18 protein-coding genes are annotated in these 17,490 nt (G+C 76.5%); 9 read left to right on the top strand and 9 right to left on the bottom strand.

Features of this window, described 5'->3' with window-relative positions:
• Nucleotides 1-2: 2 nt before the first annotated feature.
• Both C8D89_RS20965 and C8D89_RS20970 read right to left on the bottom strand, forming a co-directional pair.
• The gene (locus tag C8D89_RS20965; protein WP_116710080.1) at nucleotides 3-971 is read right to left on the bottom strand and encodes a universal stress protein; all 969 of its coding nucleotides are present in this window, start codon (nucleotides 969-971) and stop codon (nucleotides 3-5) included.
• A gap of 154 nt (nucleotides 972-1,125) precedes the next feature.
• Entirely contained in the window at nucleotides 1,126-2,007 is an 882-nt protein-coding gene (locus C8D89_RS20970) for a universal stress protein (RefSeq protein ID WP_116710081.1), read from the bottom strand.
• Nucleotides 2,008-2,239: 232 nt separating this feature from the next.
• Between C8D89_RS20970 and C8D89_RS20975 the strand changes: the two genes are divergently transcribed.
• Genes C8D89_RS20975 through C8D89_RS20980 form a run of 3 tightly spaced genes read left to right on the top strand, consistent with a single transcriptional unit; the run spans nucleotide 2,240 to nucleotide 5,020 of the window.
• On the top strand, nucleotides 2,240-2,671 hold the full coding sequence (locus tag C8D89_RS20975) for a CBS domain-containing protein (RefSeq protein ID WP_133252000.1): 432 nt from the start codon (nucleotides 2,240-2,242) through the stop codon (nucleotides 2,669-2,671).
• A gap of 10 nt (nucleotides 2,672-2,681) precedes the next feature.
• On the top strand, nucleotides 2,682-2,927 hold the full coding sequence (locus C8D89_RS28805; RefSeq protein WP_133252001.1) for a hypothetical protein: 246 nt from the start codon (nucleotides 2,682-2,684) through the stop codon (nucleotides 2,925-2,927).
• Nucleotides 2,924-5,020 carry an amylo-alpha-1,6-glucosidase gene (locus tag C8D89_RS20980; protein ID WP_165825847.1) on the top strand — a complete coding sequence of 699 codons (2,097 nt, stop codon included), beginning with the start codon at nucleotides 2,924-2,926 and terminating at the stop codon, nucleotides 5,018-5,020. Before C8D89_RS28805 ends, C8D89_RS20980 begins: the two co-directional genes overlap by 4 nt.
• Before the next feature lie 62 nt (nucleotides 5,021-5,082).
• Here the strand turns inward: C8D89_RS20980 and C8D89_RS20985 are convergent, their stop codons facing one another.
• Entirely contained in the window at nucleotides 5,083-5,301 is a 219-nt protein-coding gene (locus C8D89_RS20985; protein WP_116710084.1) for a DUF1918 domain-containing protein, read from the bottom strand.
• 195 nt (nucleotides 5,302-5,496) lie between these two features.
• On the opposite strand from C8D89_RS20985, the gene C8D89_RS20990 reads away from it, so the two are divergent.
• The 4 genes from C8D89_RS20990 to C8D89_RS21005 all read left to right on the top strand — a co-directional run bounded on the left by C8D89_RS20990 (nucleotide 5,497) and on the right by C8D89_RS21005 (nucleotide 9,190).
• Nucleotides 5,497-5,859 (top strand): VOC family protein, encoded by a 363-nt coding sequence (locus C8D89_RS20990; RefSeq protein ID WP_116710085.1) that lies wholly within the window; start codon nucleotides 5,497-5,499, stop codon nucleotides 5,857-5,859.
• Nucleotides 5,860-5,867: 8 nt separating this feature from the next.
• Entirely contained in the window at nucleotides 5,868-6,872 is a 1,005-nt protein-coding gene (locus C8D89_RS20995; protein ID WP_133252003.1) for a carbohydrate kinase family protein, read from the top strand.
• A gap of 26 nt (nucleotides 6,873-6,898) precedes the next feature.
• Entirely contained in the window at nucleotides 6,899-7,843 is a 945-nt protein-coding gene (locus tag C8D89_RS21000) for a potassium channel family protein (protein ID WP_116710087.1), read from the top strand.
• Nucleotides 7,844-7,948: 105 nt separating this feature from the next.
• Nucleotides 7,949-9,190, top strand: coding sequence for a site-2 protease family protein (locus C8D89_RS21005; RefSeq protein ID WP_133252004.1), 1,242 nt, complete (start codon nucleotides 7,949-7,951; stop codon nucleotides 9,188-9,190).
• 24 nt (nucleotides 9,191-9,214) lie between these two features.
• On the opposite strand, the gene C8D89_RS21010 is transcribed toward C8D89_RS21005, so the two are convergent.
• On the bottom strand, nucleotides 9,215-10,648 hold the full coding sequence (locus C8D89_RS21010; RefSeq protein WP_165825848.1) for a CHASE3 domain-containing protein: 1,434 nt from the start codon (nucleotides 10,646-10,648) through the stop codon (nucleotides 9,215-9,217).
• Nucleotides 10,649-10,934: 286 nt separating this feature from the next.
• Here C8D89_RS21010 and C8D89_RS21015 point away from each other — a divergent pair, with 286 nt between their 5' ends.
• Together C8D89_RS21015 and C8D89_RS30825 are read left to right on the top strand one after the other, a co-directional pair.
• Nucleotides 10,935-11,204, top strand: coding sequence for a DUF1876 domain-containing protein (locus C8D89_RS21015; protein ID WP_116710165.1), 270 nt, complete (start codon nucleotides 10,935-10,937; stop codon nucleotides 11,202-11,204).
• A 97-nt stretch (nucleotides 11,205-11,301) separates the two neighbouring features.
• Nucleotides 11,302-11,898 (top strand): proteasome activator, encoded by a 597-nt coding sequence (locus C8D89_RS30825; RefSeq protein WP_116710090.1) that lies wholly within the window; start codon nucleotides 11,302-11,304, stop codon nucleotides 11,896-11,898.
• A gap of 10 nt (nucleotides 11,899-11,908) precedes the next feature.
• Here the strand turns inward: C8D89_RS30825 and C8D89_RS21025 are convergent, their stop codons facing one another.
• From C8D89_RS21025 to acsA, 5 genes are all read right to left on the bottom strand, one after another.
• Complete coding sequence (locus C8D89_RS21025; protein ID WP_133252005.1) at nucleotides 11,909-12,181, bottom strand: acyl carrier protein; 273 nt, start codon at nucleotides 12,179-12,181, stop codon at nucleotides 11,909-11,911.
• Nucleotides 12,178-13,575, bottom strand: coding sequence for a dihydrolipoamide acetyltransferase family protein (locus tag C8D89_RS21030; RefSeq protein WP_243418276.1), 1,398 nt, complete (start codon nucleotides 13,573-13,575; stop codon nucleotides 12,178-12,180). Before C8D89_RS21030 ends, C8D89_RS21025 begins: the two co-directional genes overlap by 4 nt.
• 18 nt (nucleotides 13,576-13,593) lie before the next feature.
• Nucleotides 13,594-14,553, bottom strand: coding sequence for an alpha-ketoacid dehydrogenase subunit beta (locus C8D89_RS21035; protein ID WP_116710167.1), 960 nt, complete (start codon nucleotides 14,551-14,553; stop codon nucleotides 13,594-13,596).
• 50 nt (nucleotides 14,554-14,603) lie between these two features.
• On the bottom strand, nucleotides 14,604-15,530 hold the full coding sequence (gene pdhA / locus C8D89_RS21040) for a pyruvate dehydrogenase (acetyl-transferring) E1 component subunit alpha (protein WP_423717238.1): 927 nt from the start codon (nucleotides 15,528-15,530) through the stop codon (nucleotides 14,604-14,606).
• Nucleotides 15,531-15,610: 80 nt separating this feature from the next.
• Nucleotides 15,611-17,386, bottom strand: coding sequence for an acetate--CoA ligase (gene acsA / locus C8D89_RS21045; protein ID WP_243418278.1), 1,776 nt, complete (start codon nucleotides 17,384-17,386; stop codon nucleotides 15,611-15,613).
• Between the last annotated feature and the right edge of the window lie 104 nt (nucleotides 17,387-17,490).

A 17,490-nucleotide genomic window follows, 5' to 3' on the forward strand; every position in this document is an offset into this window, starting at 1 on the left:
TGTCAGGTCGCGGCGGCGTGGGCGCGGCCGCCGGTGTGCGCCTGTGCCCGCGCGCCCGGCGGGGGCACGACGGCGACGGGACACGGCGCGCGGTGCACCATCGCGCGGCTCACCGAGCCCAGCAGCAGCCCGGTGAAGCCCCCGCGCCCCCGCGTCCCCACGACGAGCAGGCGGGCCCCCCGCGCGTGCTCGAGCAGGCTCCGCGCCGGCCGTGACCGGGCGACCACGGTGGACACCTCGAGGTCGGGGTGGATGTCGGAGCGCCCCGCCAGCTGCTCGGCGAGCACCCGGCGCTCGTCGGCGGTGATCGCGTCGAGGTCGAGGAACTCCTGGGGCACCGTGTCGACCAACGGGTCCCACCACGTGTGCACCGCGATCATCGGGCACCCCTCGGCGTCGGCGACCGCCGCGGCGAAGTCGATGGCCGCCGCGCTGGAGGGTGACCCGTCGACCCCGACGACGACCGGGGCGTCCGGCTCGGTGGACACCTCCCCCCGGACCACGACGACCGGGCCCGCGGCGTGCGCGGCCACCGTCGAGGCCACCGACCCGACGAGCGCGCCCCCCAGTCCGCCCACGCCCTGCTCACCGACGACGAGCAGCCCGTCCCCCGCCCGCTCCAGCAGGGCGGGCGCCGCCGGTCCGTCCACGAGCTCCTCGGTGACGTGCAGCTCGGGCGCCTCCGCCCGGGCGGTCTCCGCGGCCCGCCGGGCCTGCTCCCGGGCCTGCTCGAGCATCTCCTGCTGGTAGCGGCGCCAGATCGTGGCGTCGGCGACCAGGCTCGGGTCGACACCGCCGTAGGCGAGCACCACGAGCAGGCCCCGGCCCGTGGACCGCGCGGCACGGGCCGCCCAGCGCACGGCGCGCAGCGCCGACTCCGAGCCGTCCGCGCCGACCACCACCGGTCGACCGGGCGCCGCACCGTCGCCCGTTGTCGCGGCCACCGGGTTCTCGCCGGGTCCCTCGTCCATCGCGCTGTCCCTCCGTCCACGCGGGTCACGTCCCACGGGTGATCGTGGCCGCGCGGCGGGGCCCGGCGCCCGGGCCGTCCGGGCCCCGCAGTGCGGGCCCATGGTCGCGATCAGGCCGTGCCGTCCGATCGGATCAGTCCTGCTCCCGTGGGGATCACCACGTCTCCTCCCGGGCTCGTGCCCCCGCCGGGGTGGTGGCGCTGGGCGGGCCCGGGGGGACGACGACCACCGGGCAGGTCGCGTGCAGCACCACACCCGGGCGGACGTGGTGGCGGTGGCGCAGCCAGCCGTGCTCGCCGACCCCGAGGACCACGAGCTCGGCCTCGCGTGCCTGCTCGGCCAGCACCCGGTCGGCACGCTCCTCGGCGATCACGACCCGCACCGCGGGCGGACGGTCCGGCCCGAGCTCGGGTGCGTCCTCGGGCAGCGGCCGCGCGTCAGGGCCGGCGCGCACGATCACCAGGGGGACCCCCCGCCTGGCGGCCCGCGAGGCCGCGAACACCAGCGCGCCCCGCGAACCCGGCGTGCCGTCGTCGCCGACCACGACCGGCGCCCGCCCACCCGCGCGATCCCGGGCCCCCGGATCGCATCCCTGGGGCACGACCACCAGGGGCACGTCGATGCGCCCGGCGAGGCCGCGGGCGATGCCGCCGACCGCGAGGTCGGCGAGACGGCCGAGGCCGTCGTTGCCCACCACGACGAGCGACGCCGTCCGCGCCTGGGCGCGCAGCACGGCGACCGCGTCGCTCTCGATGAGGTCCTCGCTCAGCGGCACGTCCGGGGCGATGTCCTGCGCCGCCTGGTGCATGTCCCGCAGCTCGCGCTGCGCCAGCGCGCGCAGCCCGGTCCGGACGTCGACCCCGACGAGACCGCGGCCGGGGTAGCCTCCGTGCGGGACGACCAGGCCGAGCACCAGGCGCAGCGGCAGCCCCCGGTCCCGCGCCTCGGCGGCCGCCCAGCGGACGGCGGTCTCGCCGTGGCCCTCGAGGGACACCCCGACCACCACGGCTCGGGCTCCCGACTCGGCTCCGGACATCGGCCCACCTCCTTCGCGGCGACCAGCCTGCCGACGGCGGGCCCGGCGTCGGCAGGGCCGGAGGACCCCGGTCCCGGTCAGTGCGACCGGGAGCGGCACGTGTGCCGTTCGGGCCCGACGAGCCGCGACCAACGGCCCTGGGCCCGGACCCCGCCGCGGGGCTGCACTCCTTCGGCAGGCCGCAGCCGTGCGGCACGACGACGGGGAGGTCACCGTGAAGGCACGAGACATCATGAGTCGCCCGGTGGTGCGGGTCGGGCCGGACACCCCGGTGTCCGAGGCGGCGTCCCTGCTGGTCGAGCAGGGCATCTCGTCCCTGCCCGTGGTGGGCGAGGAGGGGCTCGTCGGCATCGTCGGTGAGGCCGATCTCGTGCGCGGCCGCATCCCCGCCCAGGACGCCGGCACGCCCGCCACCCACGCCGCGACCCGCGTGGGCGACGTCATGACGCGCTCGCCGGTCACCCGCACGCCGGACAGCGACGTCGCCGACATCGTCGGCACCATGCTCGACCGCAAGCTCCGGGCGATCCCGATCGTCGAGGACGGCGAGCTGGTGGGCATGCTCGCCCGCCGTGACGTGCTGCGCTGCGTCGCCCACGGCGAGCTCACCTCGGCCGACGTCTGGCGTCACCGCTTCGGCCTCGTCGACACCGACCGCGGCTGAGGGGGGCGGCGTGACCACCTACACCGCCGCGCTCGACCTCGAGGACGCCCTCGCCCTGCCGACGGCCTGCCCGTCCTGCGGGCACGAGCCGCTCCGGCCGGTCGCCGACGGGGACCGGTCCAACCTCCTGTGCTGGTCCTGCGGACGATGCTGGCACGTGGAGATGAACTGGACCTCGCGGGTCGACCCGCACGCGTGCGGCACCTGCACCCAGCAGGAGGCCTGCCTGCGCCTCGTGGACCGGCCACGGGAGTGACGACGCCGGCGCCGGGCGCGGAGGGGCTGACCCTCGTGCAGGGCTCGACCTTGTGCCGCAGCGCCGCCTCGGGCGACATCGTCCCGTGGCATCCCCAGGGCCTGTTCGTCCGCGACGTCCGGGCCCTCGCCCGATGGGAGCTGACCGTCGACGGCGTCCCGGGCGAGCTCCTCCGCGCCGACGTCGACGAGCCGTTCGCCGCGTCGGTGCTCCTGCACGTCCCGGGCGACCCCGAGGGGGCCCGGCACGGCAGCCTGCTCGTCACCCGTCGCCGGTTCGTCGGCGAGGGGATGCGGGAGGACCTCGTCGTGCGCAACAGCACCGCCCGCCCGACGACCTGCCGGGTCGCCCTCACCGTGGCCGCGGACTTCGCCGACCTGTTCGCGGTCAGGGAGGGCCGGGGCCGCGGGGTGGCGGTCACGGCCACCCCGGGCTCCGACGCCCTCGTCCTCACCGCCCCGGAGCACGACCACGTGGTCACGGTCGGCGCGAACGGGGAGCCCGTGGTGCACGCGGACGGCTTCTGCTGGGAGGCCCACGTCCCGGCCCACGGCGAGTGGCACGCAGGCGTCAGCGTCGAACCCGCTGTGGCCGGGCGGCGCCTGACGCTGCACCACCCGCGCGGCCAGGACGCCACCCCCTCCCACCCGGTGCGCCGCGCGCGGGACGGGCGGGCCGACGCGCCCCGCCTCGAGACCGCGGACCCCGACCTGGCGGCGGTGCTGCGGCGCAGCGTGGAGGACCTCGGCGCCCTGCGCATCGTCGACCCCGAGCACCCCGAGCGGGCGCTCGTGGCCGCGGGAGCGCCCTGGTCCCTGGCGCTGTTCGGCCGCGACGCGCTGCTGACCGCGCTCATGCTGCTCCCGCTCGACCGCGGGCTCGCCCTCGGGACGCTGAAGACCCTGGCCTCGTTCCAGGGTGCGGTCGTCGACCCGGACACCGACGAGCAGCCCGGGCGGATCATGCACGCGATGCGCTTCGGTCCGCCGGACTCGCTCGCGCCCGGGACCCGCGACCGTTCCTACGGCACCGCCGACGCCACCGCCCTCTTCGTCGTCGTTCTCGACGAGCTCGCCCGCTGGGGCGCGCCGCTCGAGGAGGTCGCCGATCTCCTACCCCACGCCGACCGGGCGCTCGGGTGGATCGAGCAGTACGGGGACGCCGACGGCGACGGCTTCGTGGAGTACCGGCGAGCCACGCCCCGCGGCCGTCTGCACCAGGGCTGGAAGGACTCGCTCGACGGGATCCGCCATGCCGACGGCCGTCCCGCCGAGCCGCCGATCGCGCTGGTCGAGGTGCAGGCCTACACCTACGCGGCCTACCTGGCGCGGGCCCACCTCGCCGACGCCGTCGACGATGCCGTGACCGCGGAGCGGTGCCGGCGCCGGGCGGCCGAACTCCGGCGCCGCTTCCACGCGCACTTCTGGCTCCCGGAACGCGGCTGGTTCGCCGTCGCGCTCGACGGGCACAAGCGGCCCGTCGACGCCCTGGCCTCCAACCCGGGCCACGCGCTGTGGGCCGGCATCGTCGACGAGGAGTACGCCTCCGCCGTGGCCGCCGGCCTCGTCTCGCCTGCGCTGTTCTCCGGGTGGGGCGTGCGCACCCTCGCGACCTCGATGGGCGCCCACGACCCGATGAGCCCGCACAACGGCTCGGTCTGGCCCCACGACACGGCTCTGTGCATCGCGGGCCTCGTCCGCTACGGCTTCACCGACGAGGCACAGCAGCTGGCCATGGCGCTCCTGCGCACCTCCGGTGCTCTCGGCCACCGGCTCCCCGAGATGTTCGGGGGCTTCGACCGCGCCGAGACCGGGCGACCCGTGCCCTACCCCACCGCCTGCGCCCCGCACGCCGCGGCGGCCGCAGCCCCGGTCCTCGTGCTGCGCTCGCTGCTGCGCCTCGACCCCGACGTCCCGCGCGGCACCGTGACGTGCGGTCCGGTCCCACCCGCCGAGCTGGTGCCGCTGCGGGTCAGCGGCCTGCGGATCGGGTCGGCCACCGTCGACGTCGCGATCAACGGATCGGGCTGGTCGGTCACCGGGCTGCAGGGCACCCCGCTGCGCATCGAGGCCCTCGACGTACCCCGACGATGATCTCCGGCAGGCGGTCGGCCCTCCCGCGACGCCGGTCGGGACGACCGTGGCGGGCCGGCTCGTCAGGGAGCCCCGCCCGGCGCCGCGGGGTGCACCGGGTGCGCCTCGACCCGGGCGTCCGGGCCGGGGAACACCAGGCTGCGGTGGTCGTCGTCCAGCCACCGGACCCAGTACGGCGGGCTCCCGTCCGGGTGGTCCACCTCGACGATCTGACCCTGTCGCCGGGACGACGCGTCGGTCAGCCCCTCGACGATCAACCAGTTCCCGACCTGTGCACGCATGTCGCATCTCCTCCGCACCGAGCGACGGTCCCCGAGCGTCGGACCGGGACTCGTCGGCGGACCAGGGCCACCCGCACCCTCGGTCACGGGCCCTCCGGCTCTCGCGCGGCGGGCCCAGCGGCTCCTGCCCCGGACGCCGGGCCGCGACACCGTCGGGAGGAGCGGTTTCCGGCCGCCGGCCGAGAGGAGATCACCATGGGCGACCCCGTCGTGCACTTCGAGATCGGGGGCGCCGACGGCGCGCGCTCCCGGGCCTTCTACGCGGAGCTGTTCGGCTGGTCGGTGGAGCCCGAGTCCCACGGGTACGGGGTCGTGTCCACCGGCTCCCCCGACGGCATCGGCGGCGGGATCATGGAGACCCCACCCGGCGTGCCGCACTGGGTCACCGTGTACGTCGCGGTCGCCGACATCGAGAGGTCGCTGTCGAAGGCCGAGGAGCTCGGCGGCAAGCGGGTCATGGGGCCGACGCCCGTCGAGGGCGTCGGTGACATCGCCATGTTCAGCGACCCGGACGGGAACGTCATCGGCCTGCTGACGATGGCCGGGGACGCGCCGTGACGAGCGGCGTGACGAGTGTGCGGCCGTGCGACGTCCTCTGCGTCGGCGACGTCGTCACGGACACCGCGATCGACCTGATCCCGAGCGACTCGACGACCACGCTCCCCGACGAGGACGGCGACTGGCTGGCCATGCGGCTCGGGGCGAAGCTGCCCTTCGCCGACCTGAAGATCTTCGACGCCGTCGGCAACGCGGCCAACGCCGCGGTGGCCTGCACCCGCCTGGGCCTGCGGGCGGGCATCGCGACCGATGTCGGCAAGGACGACGCCGGGCAGCGGATCATCGCGCGGCTCGACGAGCAGGGCGTGGACGTCGGCCTGGTCCACGTGCACCCCGACCAGCAGACCAACCACCACTTCGTCCTGCGGTACGGCGCGGAGCGCACGATCCTCGTCCGCCACCACGAGTTCGACTACCGCTGGTCCGGCCCGACGGCTCTGCCACGCTGGGTCTACTTCAGCTCCCTGAGCGAGCACGCCGGGGCCTATCAGCACGCCCTCGCCGCCTGGCTCGACGACCACCCCGAGGTCCGTCTCGCGTTCTCGCCGGGCACGCTCCAGATCGCGGGCGGTGTCGCCCCGCTGCGGGCGATCTACCGGCGCAGCGACGTCGTGATCATGAACCGCGAGGAGGCCGTCACCGTCACCGGCGGGGACCACGCCGACGTGCCCGACCTCCTGCGCCGGCTCCACGACCTCGGGCCGACGCGGGTGGTCGTCACCGACGGCCCGGCCGGGGCCTACGCCTCGGACGGCGACGAGCACCTCCGGCTGCCCCCGTACCCGGACCCCGCTCCGCCCGTGGAGCGCACGGGTGCCGGCGACGCCTTCGCCTCGACGCTCGTCGCCGCGCTCGCCCGCGGGGAGACCTGGCGGACCGCCCTGCGCTGGGCCCCGGTGAACAGCATGAGCGTCGTCCAGCAGGTGGGCGGGCAGTCGGGTCTGCTCACCCTCGTCGAGCTCAAGCACCTCCTCTCCCGGGCGGACGAGCGGTACGAGCCCACTCCGTCCTGACCGCGAGGCACCACACCGGAGGCGCGATGAACCCGGCGAGTGCCGTGCTCAGTTCGTTCGTCGGCGCGGCGTTGATCGGGCTCGCCCTGTTCGACGTGTTCGCCACGCTGTTCTCGCACCCGCGGCGGCACTCGCTGAGCCGTGCGGTGGTCGCCGCGACGTGGTCGGCGTGCCACCGCCTGCCCGGGTCCCGGGCGCTGGCGTTCGCCGGACCCGCCGCGTTCCTGATCGTCGTGACGAGCTGGGTGGCATTCCTCGGGGCCGGCTGGGCGTTGGTGTACTGGCCGTGGATGCCCGGGGGCTTCCTGCGCCCCGCGCGGCTCGACGGTCTCGGCACGAGCCTGCTCGACTCCGCTTACTTCTCGCTGGTCACCCTCACCACCCTCGGCTACGGCGACATCTCGCCCGCCCACGGGCTGCTGCGCCTGGCCGCACCGCTCGAGGCCCTGCTCGGGCTCGGGCTGCTGACCGCCAGCGTGTCCTGGTTGCTCTCGATCTTCCCCGTGCTCTCCCGTCGACGGGCCCTCGCCTATGAGATCCGCCTGCTGCAGGAGGTCGGCGCCGACGCGACCGACCCCGGCCCGCCCTCGCCGCTGCCCGCCGGCGTGTACGCCGACCTCACCTCGCGGCTGGTCGCCAGCGAACGCGACCTGGTCACCTTCCCCATCACCTACTACTTCCACGACGACGACGTTCGCTTCGCGCTCCCGGCGGCGATGGGGCACCTGCTGGACCTCGGCGAGCAGGCACGCCGACAGAGCGCCTCCTCCGACGCGCACTTCCACGGCGGGCTGCTGCTCCGCGCGATCGACGACTTCGCGGCCAGCATCGTCGACCGCTTCCGGGTCCCGAACGGTGGCTCCACCCGGGACGTGCTGTGCGCCTACGCCCGCGACCACGCGGTGGGGTCCGACGGATCGGAAAGGCCCGCTCCCCCGGGTCCGTTCCGTGCCCGCGGCCTCCGCCTGTGAGCCGGCAGCCGTTCCCGGAGGGCCCGGGACCCGGTGACCTCCGGTCCTCCCGTCGACGGGCACCGCGTGGGCCACTGGGAACCGAACGCGATCGCGGGAGGCGTGATGGCCCGAACGGGGACGGGGACGGAGCGGGGCGCGGTACGACTCGGGCGGCTCGCCGGGGTCCCCGTCGCGGCGCACTGGAGCGTGCTGGGCATCGTCGTCCTGATCGCGGTCGTCATGGCCCGCAGCGAGCTCCCGCTGCTGGCCCCGGGCTACGCACCGGCCGCCTACGCGGCGGCCGGTCTCGCGGTGGCACTGCTGCTCATGGTGTCGCTGCTCGCCCACGAGGCGGCCCACGCCGTCGTCGCCCGTGCCCACGGGCTCGGTGTCGACGGCATCACCCTGTGGCTCCTCGGCGGCACGACACGGCTGCGCGGCGAGCCCGAGGGCCCGCGGGCCGAGCTGCGGATCGCCGTGGTCGGTCCCGTGGTCAGCGGGGTGCTCGCCGGGCTGTTCGCCCTCGCGGCCGGTGGCGCGCGGTGGGTGGCGACCGATCTGGTGGTCGCGGTCCTCGTCGAGCTCGCGGTGATCAACCTCGTTCTGGCGGTGTTCAACCTCCTCCCGGCCGCACCGCTCGACGGCGGCCGCGTGCTCCGCGCGGCCCTCTGGGCGCGGCGGGGCGACCGCTGGGGCGCCGGGATCGCCGCGGCCCGCGTCGGGCAGGGGCTGGGGGCGCTGCTCCTGGGCGGTGGCGTCCTCCTCGCCCTCACCGTCGACCTCGGCGGCTTCTGGCTGATGATCCTGGGATGGTTCATCGCGGGCGCCGCGGGCCTGGAGGAGCGGCGCGCCCGGCTGGGGCGTGCGCTCGAGGGCGTGCCGGTCGCCGCCGCCCTGTCCGGGCCACCCGTCCTCGTGGCGGCCGACGCGCCGGCGGCGATGCGGGCCGCCGCGGGCACCGACCCGGCCCGGACCGCGGGCGTGCTGCTGACCGGACCGGACGGCCTCGTCGGCTACCTGCCCCCGGAGCGGATGCGCGCCGCGGCGGAGCGGGCCGACGAGCCGGCGGCGCTGCGCCGCCTCGTCGTCCCCGCGTCGCGGCTCACCACGGTGCGCCCGGACGACCCGCTCGCGCCGCTGCTCGGGCGCCTCGCGGAGCCCGACGCCCGGCTCGTGGTGCTCGCGGGCGACACCCCGATCGGCATGGTGTCGGCGGCCGACGTCGAGGAGCTGGGCCGTAGCGGTGGGCAGGCCGGGCCCGTGACCGGGCAGCGGCCCGGCGCCGACACCGCTCCACCGCCGGGGTGGTGGTGGCCCGGTGGGCCGGCCGCCGATCCCGACCGGTCCCCGCGTCCCTCGCCCTGACGGGCGGTGGTCTACGGGCGGTGGTCACGGTCGGGTGCGCGCCGTGTCGGCGGGATCGGGGGTCGGCGTGGCGTCACGCGTCCGCGGGAGCTGCCACGACACGAGCGTCCCTCCCGTGGGACGCGGCGTGACCGCCAGCGTGCCCCCGAGACGCTCGACGCGGGCCGCGACGACGGCGAGGCCCTCCCCCGGGGCGAGGTCGCTCGGCACCCCGACCCCGTCGTCCTCGACCGCGAGCACGACCCGCGCCTCGTCCACGGCCAGCCGCACCGCCGCCGAGGGGGCGCGGGCGTGCCGCGCGACGTTGCCGAGGGCCTCCCGCAGCGCCGCGAGCAGCTCCCGGGCCGCCTCGTCGGTGACCGCCTCCTCGAGGGGTCCGCGGATCTCGAGAGCAGGCGTGATCCCGAGAGCGCGGCCGCAATCACGCACCAGGTCGAACACCTGTCCCCGCAGCGTCGCGGCCGAGACCTCGGTGCGCACGAGGCCCGCGATCAGTTCGCGGAGCTCACGGACGATGGCGTCGGTCTCGTCGACGAGGGGGGCGAGGTCGCCCTCGGCCGCCGGGTGGCGGGCCGCCGCGGCCTGGAGGGCGAGCCCGAGGGCGAAGAGCCGCTGGATGCTGTTGTCGTGCACCTCGGCCGCCAGGCGGTCCCGCGCGTCGCGCAGGGCGAGCTCGAGGCGGGCGTCGGTGAGCTCGGCGCCGTGGCGCAGGAGACTGGTGCGCATCGTCTCGACGGCGTCGCCGATCGCGACGAGGTCCCGGGGGCCGGTGACGGCGATGGGGGTCTGGTAGGCGCCGTCGGCCGTGCGCTCCGCCTGCGCCTGCAGGCCGACCAGGGGCCGGACCATCCGACGGCGCATCAGGGGCACCGACGCCACCGCGACACCGAACGCCAGCACCACGGCGCCGAGCGCGACGACGTTAGCCGTCCGCTGTGCGGCGTCGATGGCGGCGAGCGCACCCCGCTCCCGGCTCGCGGTGCGCTCCTGCAGCGCGGCCAGCCGCTGGCGCAGCACGTCGAACAGCTCCTTGCCGCGGCGCTCGGAGGCCGCCACGCGCTCGGTCGGCAGCGGACCGGCCCGACGGGCGGCGATGTTCGGTTCGGCCACCTCGGTGCGCCACGCGGCCGCGGCGGCCGTCGCCGCGGCGAGGTCGGCCCCGGCTGCCGGGTCGGCACGCAGCAGTGTGGTGAGCGCGGCGGCGGCTCTGGCCTCGGCCTCGCGGCCGCTGACGTACGGGGCGAGGAACGCCGGGTCACCCAGGAGCAGGTAGCCGCGCTGCCCGGTCTCCTGGTCCACCGACGCGATGGTCAGCGCTCGGGTCTCGCGCTGCGTAGGCATCAGCTCACCGGCCAGCTCGGTGACGCCGGCCGCGACCCGCATCCGGGCCATACCGGTGACGAGCGCGGTGAGGACGACGATCCCGACCAGCACGGTCACCAGGCTCCACACGGTCACGCGCAGCGTGGGACCAAGCCTGGAGCGCCGGGGCCCGGATCGATCGCGTGACCGCATGCTCACCTCCGGCGCCGGGTCGATCAGGGAGCATGGCCCGCGCCGGCGGGCGATCCCAGGGCCATCCGGCCCCCTCCCCCACCGCCGACGCCCGGCCGGCCCGCCCGGTCCGAGCGACGAAGGCCCCGGCCCGGAGGGCCGGCGGACCCTTCCGGGACGACAGCACCGCCCCGAGCGTCCGCACCGACGCGCGCCGCGACGGCGAGCGGTGATCGACGGGGAGGTCGGGATGATCCACACCGAGGACTGGACCGCCAACATCCACATCGAGGAGCAGGAACGCACCACCCACGCGGTGGCCCGCCTCCACACACGCGACGCGACCTCGCTCGAAGGACACGGCACGGCCCGCCGCAACCCCAGCGACCGGGACGTGCCGGAGATCGGTGCGGAGCTGGCCGTCGCGCGCGCCCTCCTCGACCTCCAGCACCGCCTGCTCGAGGCCGCCCTCCTGGACATCGAGCAGGCCACCGGCGAGCCGGCGCACCTGACCCGGTGACGGCCGGACGGCCCGCCGCCGCGGGCCCGGCGACCCTGACCCCGGCGCCGGCCGACGCGGACCCTGACCCGTCGAGCACCCGAACGCTGGAGGAGCCATGGCCGTGCCGATCCCCGGGCCCGAGACGGACACCACCGACGGCCCCGAGGTCGAGACCGCCCTCGAGACCGCCCCGGCCGCCGGGCCGGTCATCCGCGACTCACGCCGGTGGTCGCGTGACGACCGGTCGGCCCCGGCCGCCGCGCCCGCTCCCCCGACACCCGCGGCCGCGCCCTCGGAGGGCTCCGGCGCCGACCCCGACGTCATCGACGCCGGCCCGCTGCTCCGGATCGGCACGATGATCCGCAAGGTGCTCGAGGAGGTGCGGGAGACACCGCTCGACGACCGCGCACGCGAACGGGTGCGGGATCTGCGCACGCGGGCGATGGACGAGCTCGTCACCCACCTCGGCCCGGACCTGCGGGAGGAGCTGCAAGCCCTCGACGTCCCGCTGCCCACCGACGAGGTCGCCGGCGACGCGGAGCTGCGGATCGCCCAGGCCCAGCTCGTCGGCTGGCTGGAGGGCCTCTTCCAGGGCGCGCAGATGGCCCTCGCCGCCCAGCAGATGGCCGCGCGGTCCCAGCTCAGCCGCCTGCGCAGCGAGGCGCAGCCCCAGGGGGACACCTCGTCGGGCCACGGGGGCCAGTACCTCTGAGCAGCACGCCTCAGGGCACGCCGGCGGCGGTGAGGAACGCCGCGGCGCTCGCGACCGTCCGCAGCCGGGGGTAGTCGTCCTCCTCGATGCGGACCCCCGTCGTCCGCGAGAGCTGCTCGACGAAGGCGAGGAAGTCCAGGGAGTCGAGCTCGAGGGCGTCGCGGAGATCCGCGGTGTCCTCCAGGGCGTCCAGGTCGGGGCCGGGCGCGATGCGGGCGAGGCCGGCGCGCACCAGCGCGCGGGCCGCCTCGTCGCGAGCGGTGGGGGCGTCGGCCGGGATCATGACCACTCCTCGGTGTCGTGCAGGACGTCGTCGATCGCGTGCAGGAACCGGCCGCCGACGACGCCGTCGGTGGCGCGGTGGTCTCCGGTGAGCGTGGCCGTCACCGTCGGGCGCACGCCGAGGAGGTCGCCCTCGGCCCACGGGCGGCGCACGACCGCACCGAAGCCGACCAGCGCCACCTGCGGCGGGAAGATCCGGCCGTGCACGCTGTGCCCGCCCGTCTCCCCCAGGTCGGTGACCGTGAGGCCGGCGTCCGCGGCGTCGGAGGTGCGCAGCCGGCCCGTGCGGGCCCGGGCCACGACGTCGCGCAGCGCCGCCATGAGCTCGGAGAGCGTGAGCTCGTCCGCGGCCGGAATCGTGGGCACGAGCAGGCCGCCCCCGCGCAGGGAGACGACGACGCCCAGGGCGACCGTGGTGGCCGGGACGAGGGTGTCGTCGACCCAGTGCCCGTTGAGCTCGGGCACCCGCCGGGCCGCCCGCGCCGTGGCGTGGAGCAGCAGGGCCGCCGGGACGATGCGCTCCGACACCGGGAGGCGGCGGTTGACCTCGCGCAGGCGGTCGAGCGGCGCGCCCAGCTCGAGGACGCTGTCGACGTGGTACTGCGGGATCGCGAGCGAGCGGGTCATGCGCGCGGCGATGGCCGCTCGCATGCCCTGGGCGGCCGGTCGAGGTGACGGCGGCGTGGTCGGCCGGGTCGGCTGGGGGGTCGGCCGGGGAGTCCGCGTCGGGGTCGCACCGGTTCCGGCGGGCACGTCGCGGGCGCGGACGACGCCGTCCGCTCCGGGCCGCAGAGCCTCCGGCGGCGTGCCCCGCTCGGCGGCGAGCCGGCGGGCGTAGGGGGTGATGCGGGGGCGCTCGGCGGGGGCCGCGGGAGGGACCGTCGGCGTCGGTGAAGGCACCGTCGTGTCCGTCGTGTCCGTCGTGTCCGTCGTGTCCGTCCTGGCCGTGGTACCCGTGCTCGCCGCGGCCCGGACGTCGGCGTGGGTGACGGTCCCGTGCGGGCCGGTGCCCGGAAGGCGGGCGACGTCGAGCCCGAGGCGTTCGGCGAACCGGCGCACGGGTGGGGTGGCCCGGGGCAGGGACGCCGCGCCGTCGCGCTCCGGGGTCCCGGCCGCCGGGGCGGGCGCCGGAGTGAGCGCAGGGGTGGGCGCAGGGGTGGGCGCCGGGGTGGCCCCCTCCGGCGCGATCACGGCGAGCGGGGTGCCGACCGCGACCTTCGTGCCGACGGGCACGAGCAGCCGCTCGACGACGCCGTCCTCGAAGCACTCCACGTCGATGACCGACTTCTCGGTCTCCACGGCCGCGACGAGGTCTCCCCGGTGGACGTGGTCGCCGGGCGCGACCGCCCACTCGACCACCGTCCCGGCGTCCATGTCCGCTCCCAGGGAGGGCATGCGGAACTCGCCCACGGCTCAGCCCACCGTCCGCCGGGCGGCGGCCACGACGTCGTCGACGGCGGGGCGTGCCGCCCGTTCCAGGTGGGCGGCGTAGGGCACCGGCACCTCCGCCGAGCACACGCGCTCCGGCGGGGCGTCGAGGTCGTAGAACGCCTGCTCCGCGACGCGGGCGGCGACCTCGGCGGCGAGGCTCCCGCTGCGCCAGCCCTCGTCGACCACCACGAGCCGATGGGTGCGGCGCACCGAGGCGAGCACCGTGGCCTCGTCGAGCGGCCGCAGGGAGCGCAGGTCGACGACCTCGGCGGCGATCCCCCCGGCCTCGAGGGCCTCGGCGGCCGCGAGGGCGGTCGGGAGCATGCCCCCGTAGGTCACCAGCGTGACGTCCTCGCCGGGCCGGCGGACGGCGGCGCCGTCCAGGGCGACCGGCGTGTCGTCGACCTCGCCCTCGCTCGCGTACAGGCCGGCGTGCTCGAACAGCAGCACCGGGTCGGGCGACGCGAGGGCCGGGGCCAGCATCCCGCGGGCGTCGGCCACGGTCGCCGGGGCGACGATCCGCAGCCCCGGGATGTGGGCGTACCAGCCCTCGAGGCTGTGCGAGTGCTGCGCCGCGAGCTGGCGTCCGGCGCCCGTGGTCATGCGCACGACGAGGGGCACGGCGAGCTGGCCGCCCGACATGTGGGCGAGCGTCGCGGCGTTGTTGAGGATCTGGTCGAGCGCGAGCAGGCTGAAGTTGACCGTCATGATCTCGACGACCGGGCGCATCCCCCCGAGCGCGGCCCCGATGCCGGCCCCGACGAACGCCGACTCCGACAGTGGGGTGTCGCGCACCCGCTCCGGCCCGAACTCCTCGAGCAGCCCCAGGGTCACCGCGAAGCAGCCGCCGTACCGGCCGACGTCCTCGCCCATGACGAACACCCGCTCGTCGCCCCGCAGCGCCTCCCGCAGCGACTCCCGCAACGCCTCCCGGTAGGTCATCCGCCCGGGCGGCAGCTCCGTGCCCGGGGCGGCGGCGCTCGTCACGGCGCTCACGACGGCTCCGCGTAGACGAAGCGGGTCAGGTCCTCCACCGGCTCGAGGGGACCGGCCTCGGCGGCGGCGACGGCGGCCTCGATCTCCTCGTCCACCGCGGCGACCAGCCGGTCCCACGACGCGCCGTCGAGACCGCCGTCGCGGACCATCCGGGCCCGCAGCCGATCCACGGGGTCCTGGTCCTTCCACCGGGCCACCTCCGCGCGGTCGCGGTACCGGTCGGGGTCGTACATGGAGTGCGCCCGGAAGCGGTAGGTGCGCATCTCGAGGAAGCAGGGCCCCGAGCCCGACCGGATCGTGGCGAGGGCCCGCTGCGTGGCCTCGGCGACGGCCTCGGGGTCCATGCCGTCCACGGGCCAGGCGGGCATCCCGTAGGACGCGGCCCGCAGGGCGAGGTCGGTCTGGGCGTGCTCGAACTCGAGCGCGGTGCCCATGGCGTAGCGGTTGTTCTCGCAGCAGAACAGCACGGGCAGGCGCCAGAGGGCGGCGAGGTTCAGGCTCTCGTGGAACTCGCCCTCGGCCACCGCCCCGTCGCCGAAGAGGCAGGCGGTGACCACGGGATGCCCGCGGAGGGCGTCGGCGAGCGCGAGCCCGACCGCGATCGGCAGCCCGCCGCCGACGATGGCGTTCCCGCCGTAGAAGCGGCGGGAGACGTCGAAGAGGTGCATCGAGCCGCCGCGGCCCCGGCTGCACCCGGAGGCCCGGCCGAACATCTCGGCGAGGACCGCGGACATCGGCACGCCCCGTGCGAGCGCGTGGCCGTGCTCGCGGTAGGTGGACACGACGGCGTCCTCCGCCGCCAACGCGCCCACCAGACCGACGGCCACGGCCTCCTCCCCCACGCACAGGTGCATGAACCCACGGATCCGCTCGGCGCTGTAGAGCTCGACGCACCGCTCCTCGAAGCGCCGGATGCGCACCATCCCGCGCAGCAGGGCGAGCCGCGGGTCGTCGCGCTCGTCGCCCGGCGGGGTCGGGTCGGTCGCGGTGTCGGTGGGTGTGCTCACGACGTCTCCACGGTGGACAGGTCGCCCTCGGGCAGGCCGAGCTCGCGGGCCTTGAGCAGCCGGCGCAGGATCTTCCCGCTGCGGGTGTGCGGCAGGTGCGGGTCGACGACGAGCTCCTTCGGGGCGACGCTGCCGAGACGCCGGCGGGCGAAGGCGATCAGCTCGTCGTGCAGCGCGTCGCTGGGCCACCAGCCCGGGCGCAGGGTCACGAACGCCTTGACGAGCTCGCCGGCGACGGGGTCGGGCTTGCCGATCACGGCCGCCTCCGCCACCGCGGGGTGGGCCATGAGGACGCTCTCGACCTCGAACGGGCCGACCAGGTGCCCGGCGGTCTTGATGACGTCGTCGGCGCGGCCGGCGAACCAGTACCACCCGTCGGCGTCGCGGCGGACCACGTCGCCGGTGAGGTACCAGCCGTCGGCGAAGCTCGCCCGGTAGCGCTCGTCCTCGTGCAGGTAGCCCCGGAACAGCGACGGCCAGCCCACCCGCAGCGCGAGCTCGCCGTCGACCCCCGGCGTGGTGACCTCGCGGACGCCGCCCCCCGTGCGCAGCGCGCGGCCGTCGGGGCCGCGCTCGAGCACGGTGGCCTCGATGCCGGGCAGGGGGCGTCCCATCGACCCGGGGCGGATGTCCTCGCCCGCGAAGTTGCTGATCATGATGGCCCCGGTCTCGGTCTGCCACCAGTTGTCGTGCACCGGGGTGCCGAGGACCTCGGCCGACCACCGGACCACCTCGGCGTTGAGGGGCTCGCCGACGCTCGCGACGTGGCGCAGCGCCGAGAGGTCGCGCCGGTGGGCGGCCTCCGCGCCGTGGCGGGCCAGCATGCGCAGCGCCGTCGGCGCGGTGTACCAGACGGTGACGCGCTGCTCGGCGAGCACGTCGTACCAGCGCTCGGCGTCGAAGTCGCGCTCGTCGACCAGCAGGGTCGCGCCGTGCGTCAGGGGCGCGACGATCCCGTAGGACGTGCCGGTCACCCAGCCGGGGTCGGCCGTGCACCAGAAGACGTCGTCGGGCCCGAGGTCCAGGGCGGCGGTCGCGGTGGCGTGGTGTGCGACCGCGGCCTCGTGCACGTGCACCGCACCTTTCGGCCGGCCGGTCGTGCCGCTGGTGAAGTGCAGCAGCGCCGGATCCTCCGGGTCGGTCGGCGGGATGGTGAACCCGTCCTCGGCGGCGTCCAGGAGGTGCTGCAGCGCCGAGCAGCCCTCCTCACCGTCGTCCGGGCCCTCGGCGGGGTCTCCGGTGAGCAGCACGTGGCGCAGGTCCGGCAGGTCGGCGCGCTGCGGGCGGACCCGGCGCTCGTACAGCCGGGGCGTGGTCGCCAGCACCCGGCCCTCCCCGAGCCGCAGGCGCTGGGCCACCGGCTCGGGGCCGAAGGCGGAGAACAGCGGCGACAGCACGCAGCCCGCCTTGAGCGTGCCGAGCGCGACGACGTAGAGGTCGAGGGTGCGCGGCAGCAGCGTGAAGACCCGCTCCCCCCGCGCCACGCCGAGGGCGCGCAGGGCGTTCGCGAAGCGGTCGGTCCGGCGGCGCAGCTCGGCGTAGGTGACCTCGTCGACCGCCCCGTCCCGGCTCAGCACCCGCAGCGCGACCGCGTCCCCGCGGCCCGTGGCGTGCCGGTCGACGGCCTCGTGGGCGATGTTGAGGCCCCGGCCGCCGGGCAGCCCGCTCATCTGCGCCCGCGCGCCGGCCCAGGTGAACGTCCGTCGCGCGCGGGCGTAGTCCGGCATCCGCGCCCGGCGGCGCACGGCTTCGGGCTTCTCGATCAGCTCCACACCGGCACCCTCCACCCCCGCCGGAGGCCCGGGTCAGGGACGAACGGCCCGACCGGCGGCGTCGCCGGGCCCTGCCTCGCGCGGCGGCACCGGCGGACCGTCGG

Source organism: Actinomycetospora cinnamomea (genome assembly GCF_003096675.1).
GTDB lineage: Bacteria > Actinomycetota > Actinomycetes > Mycobacteriales > Pseudonocardiaceae > Actinomycetospora > Actinomycetospora cinnamomea.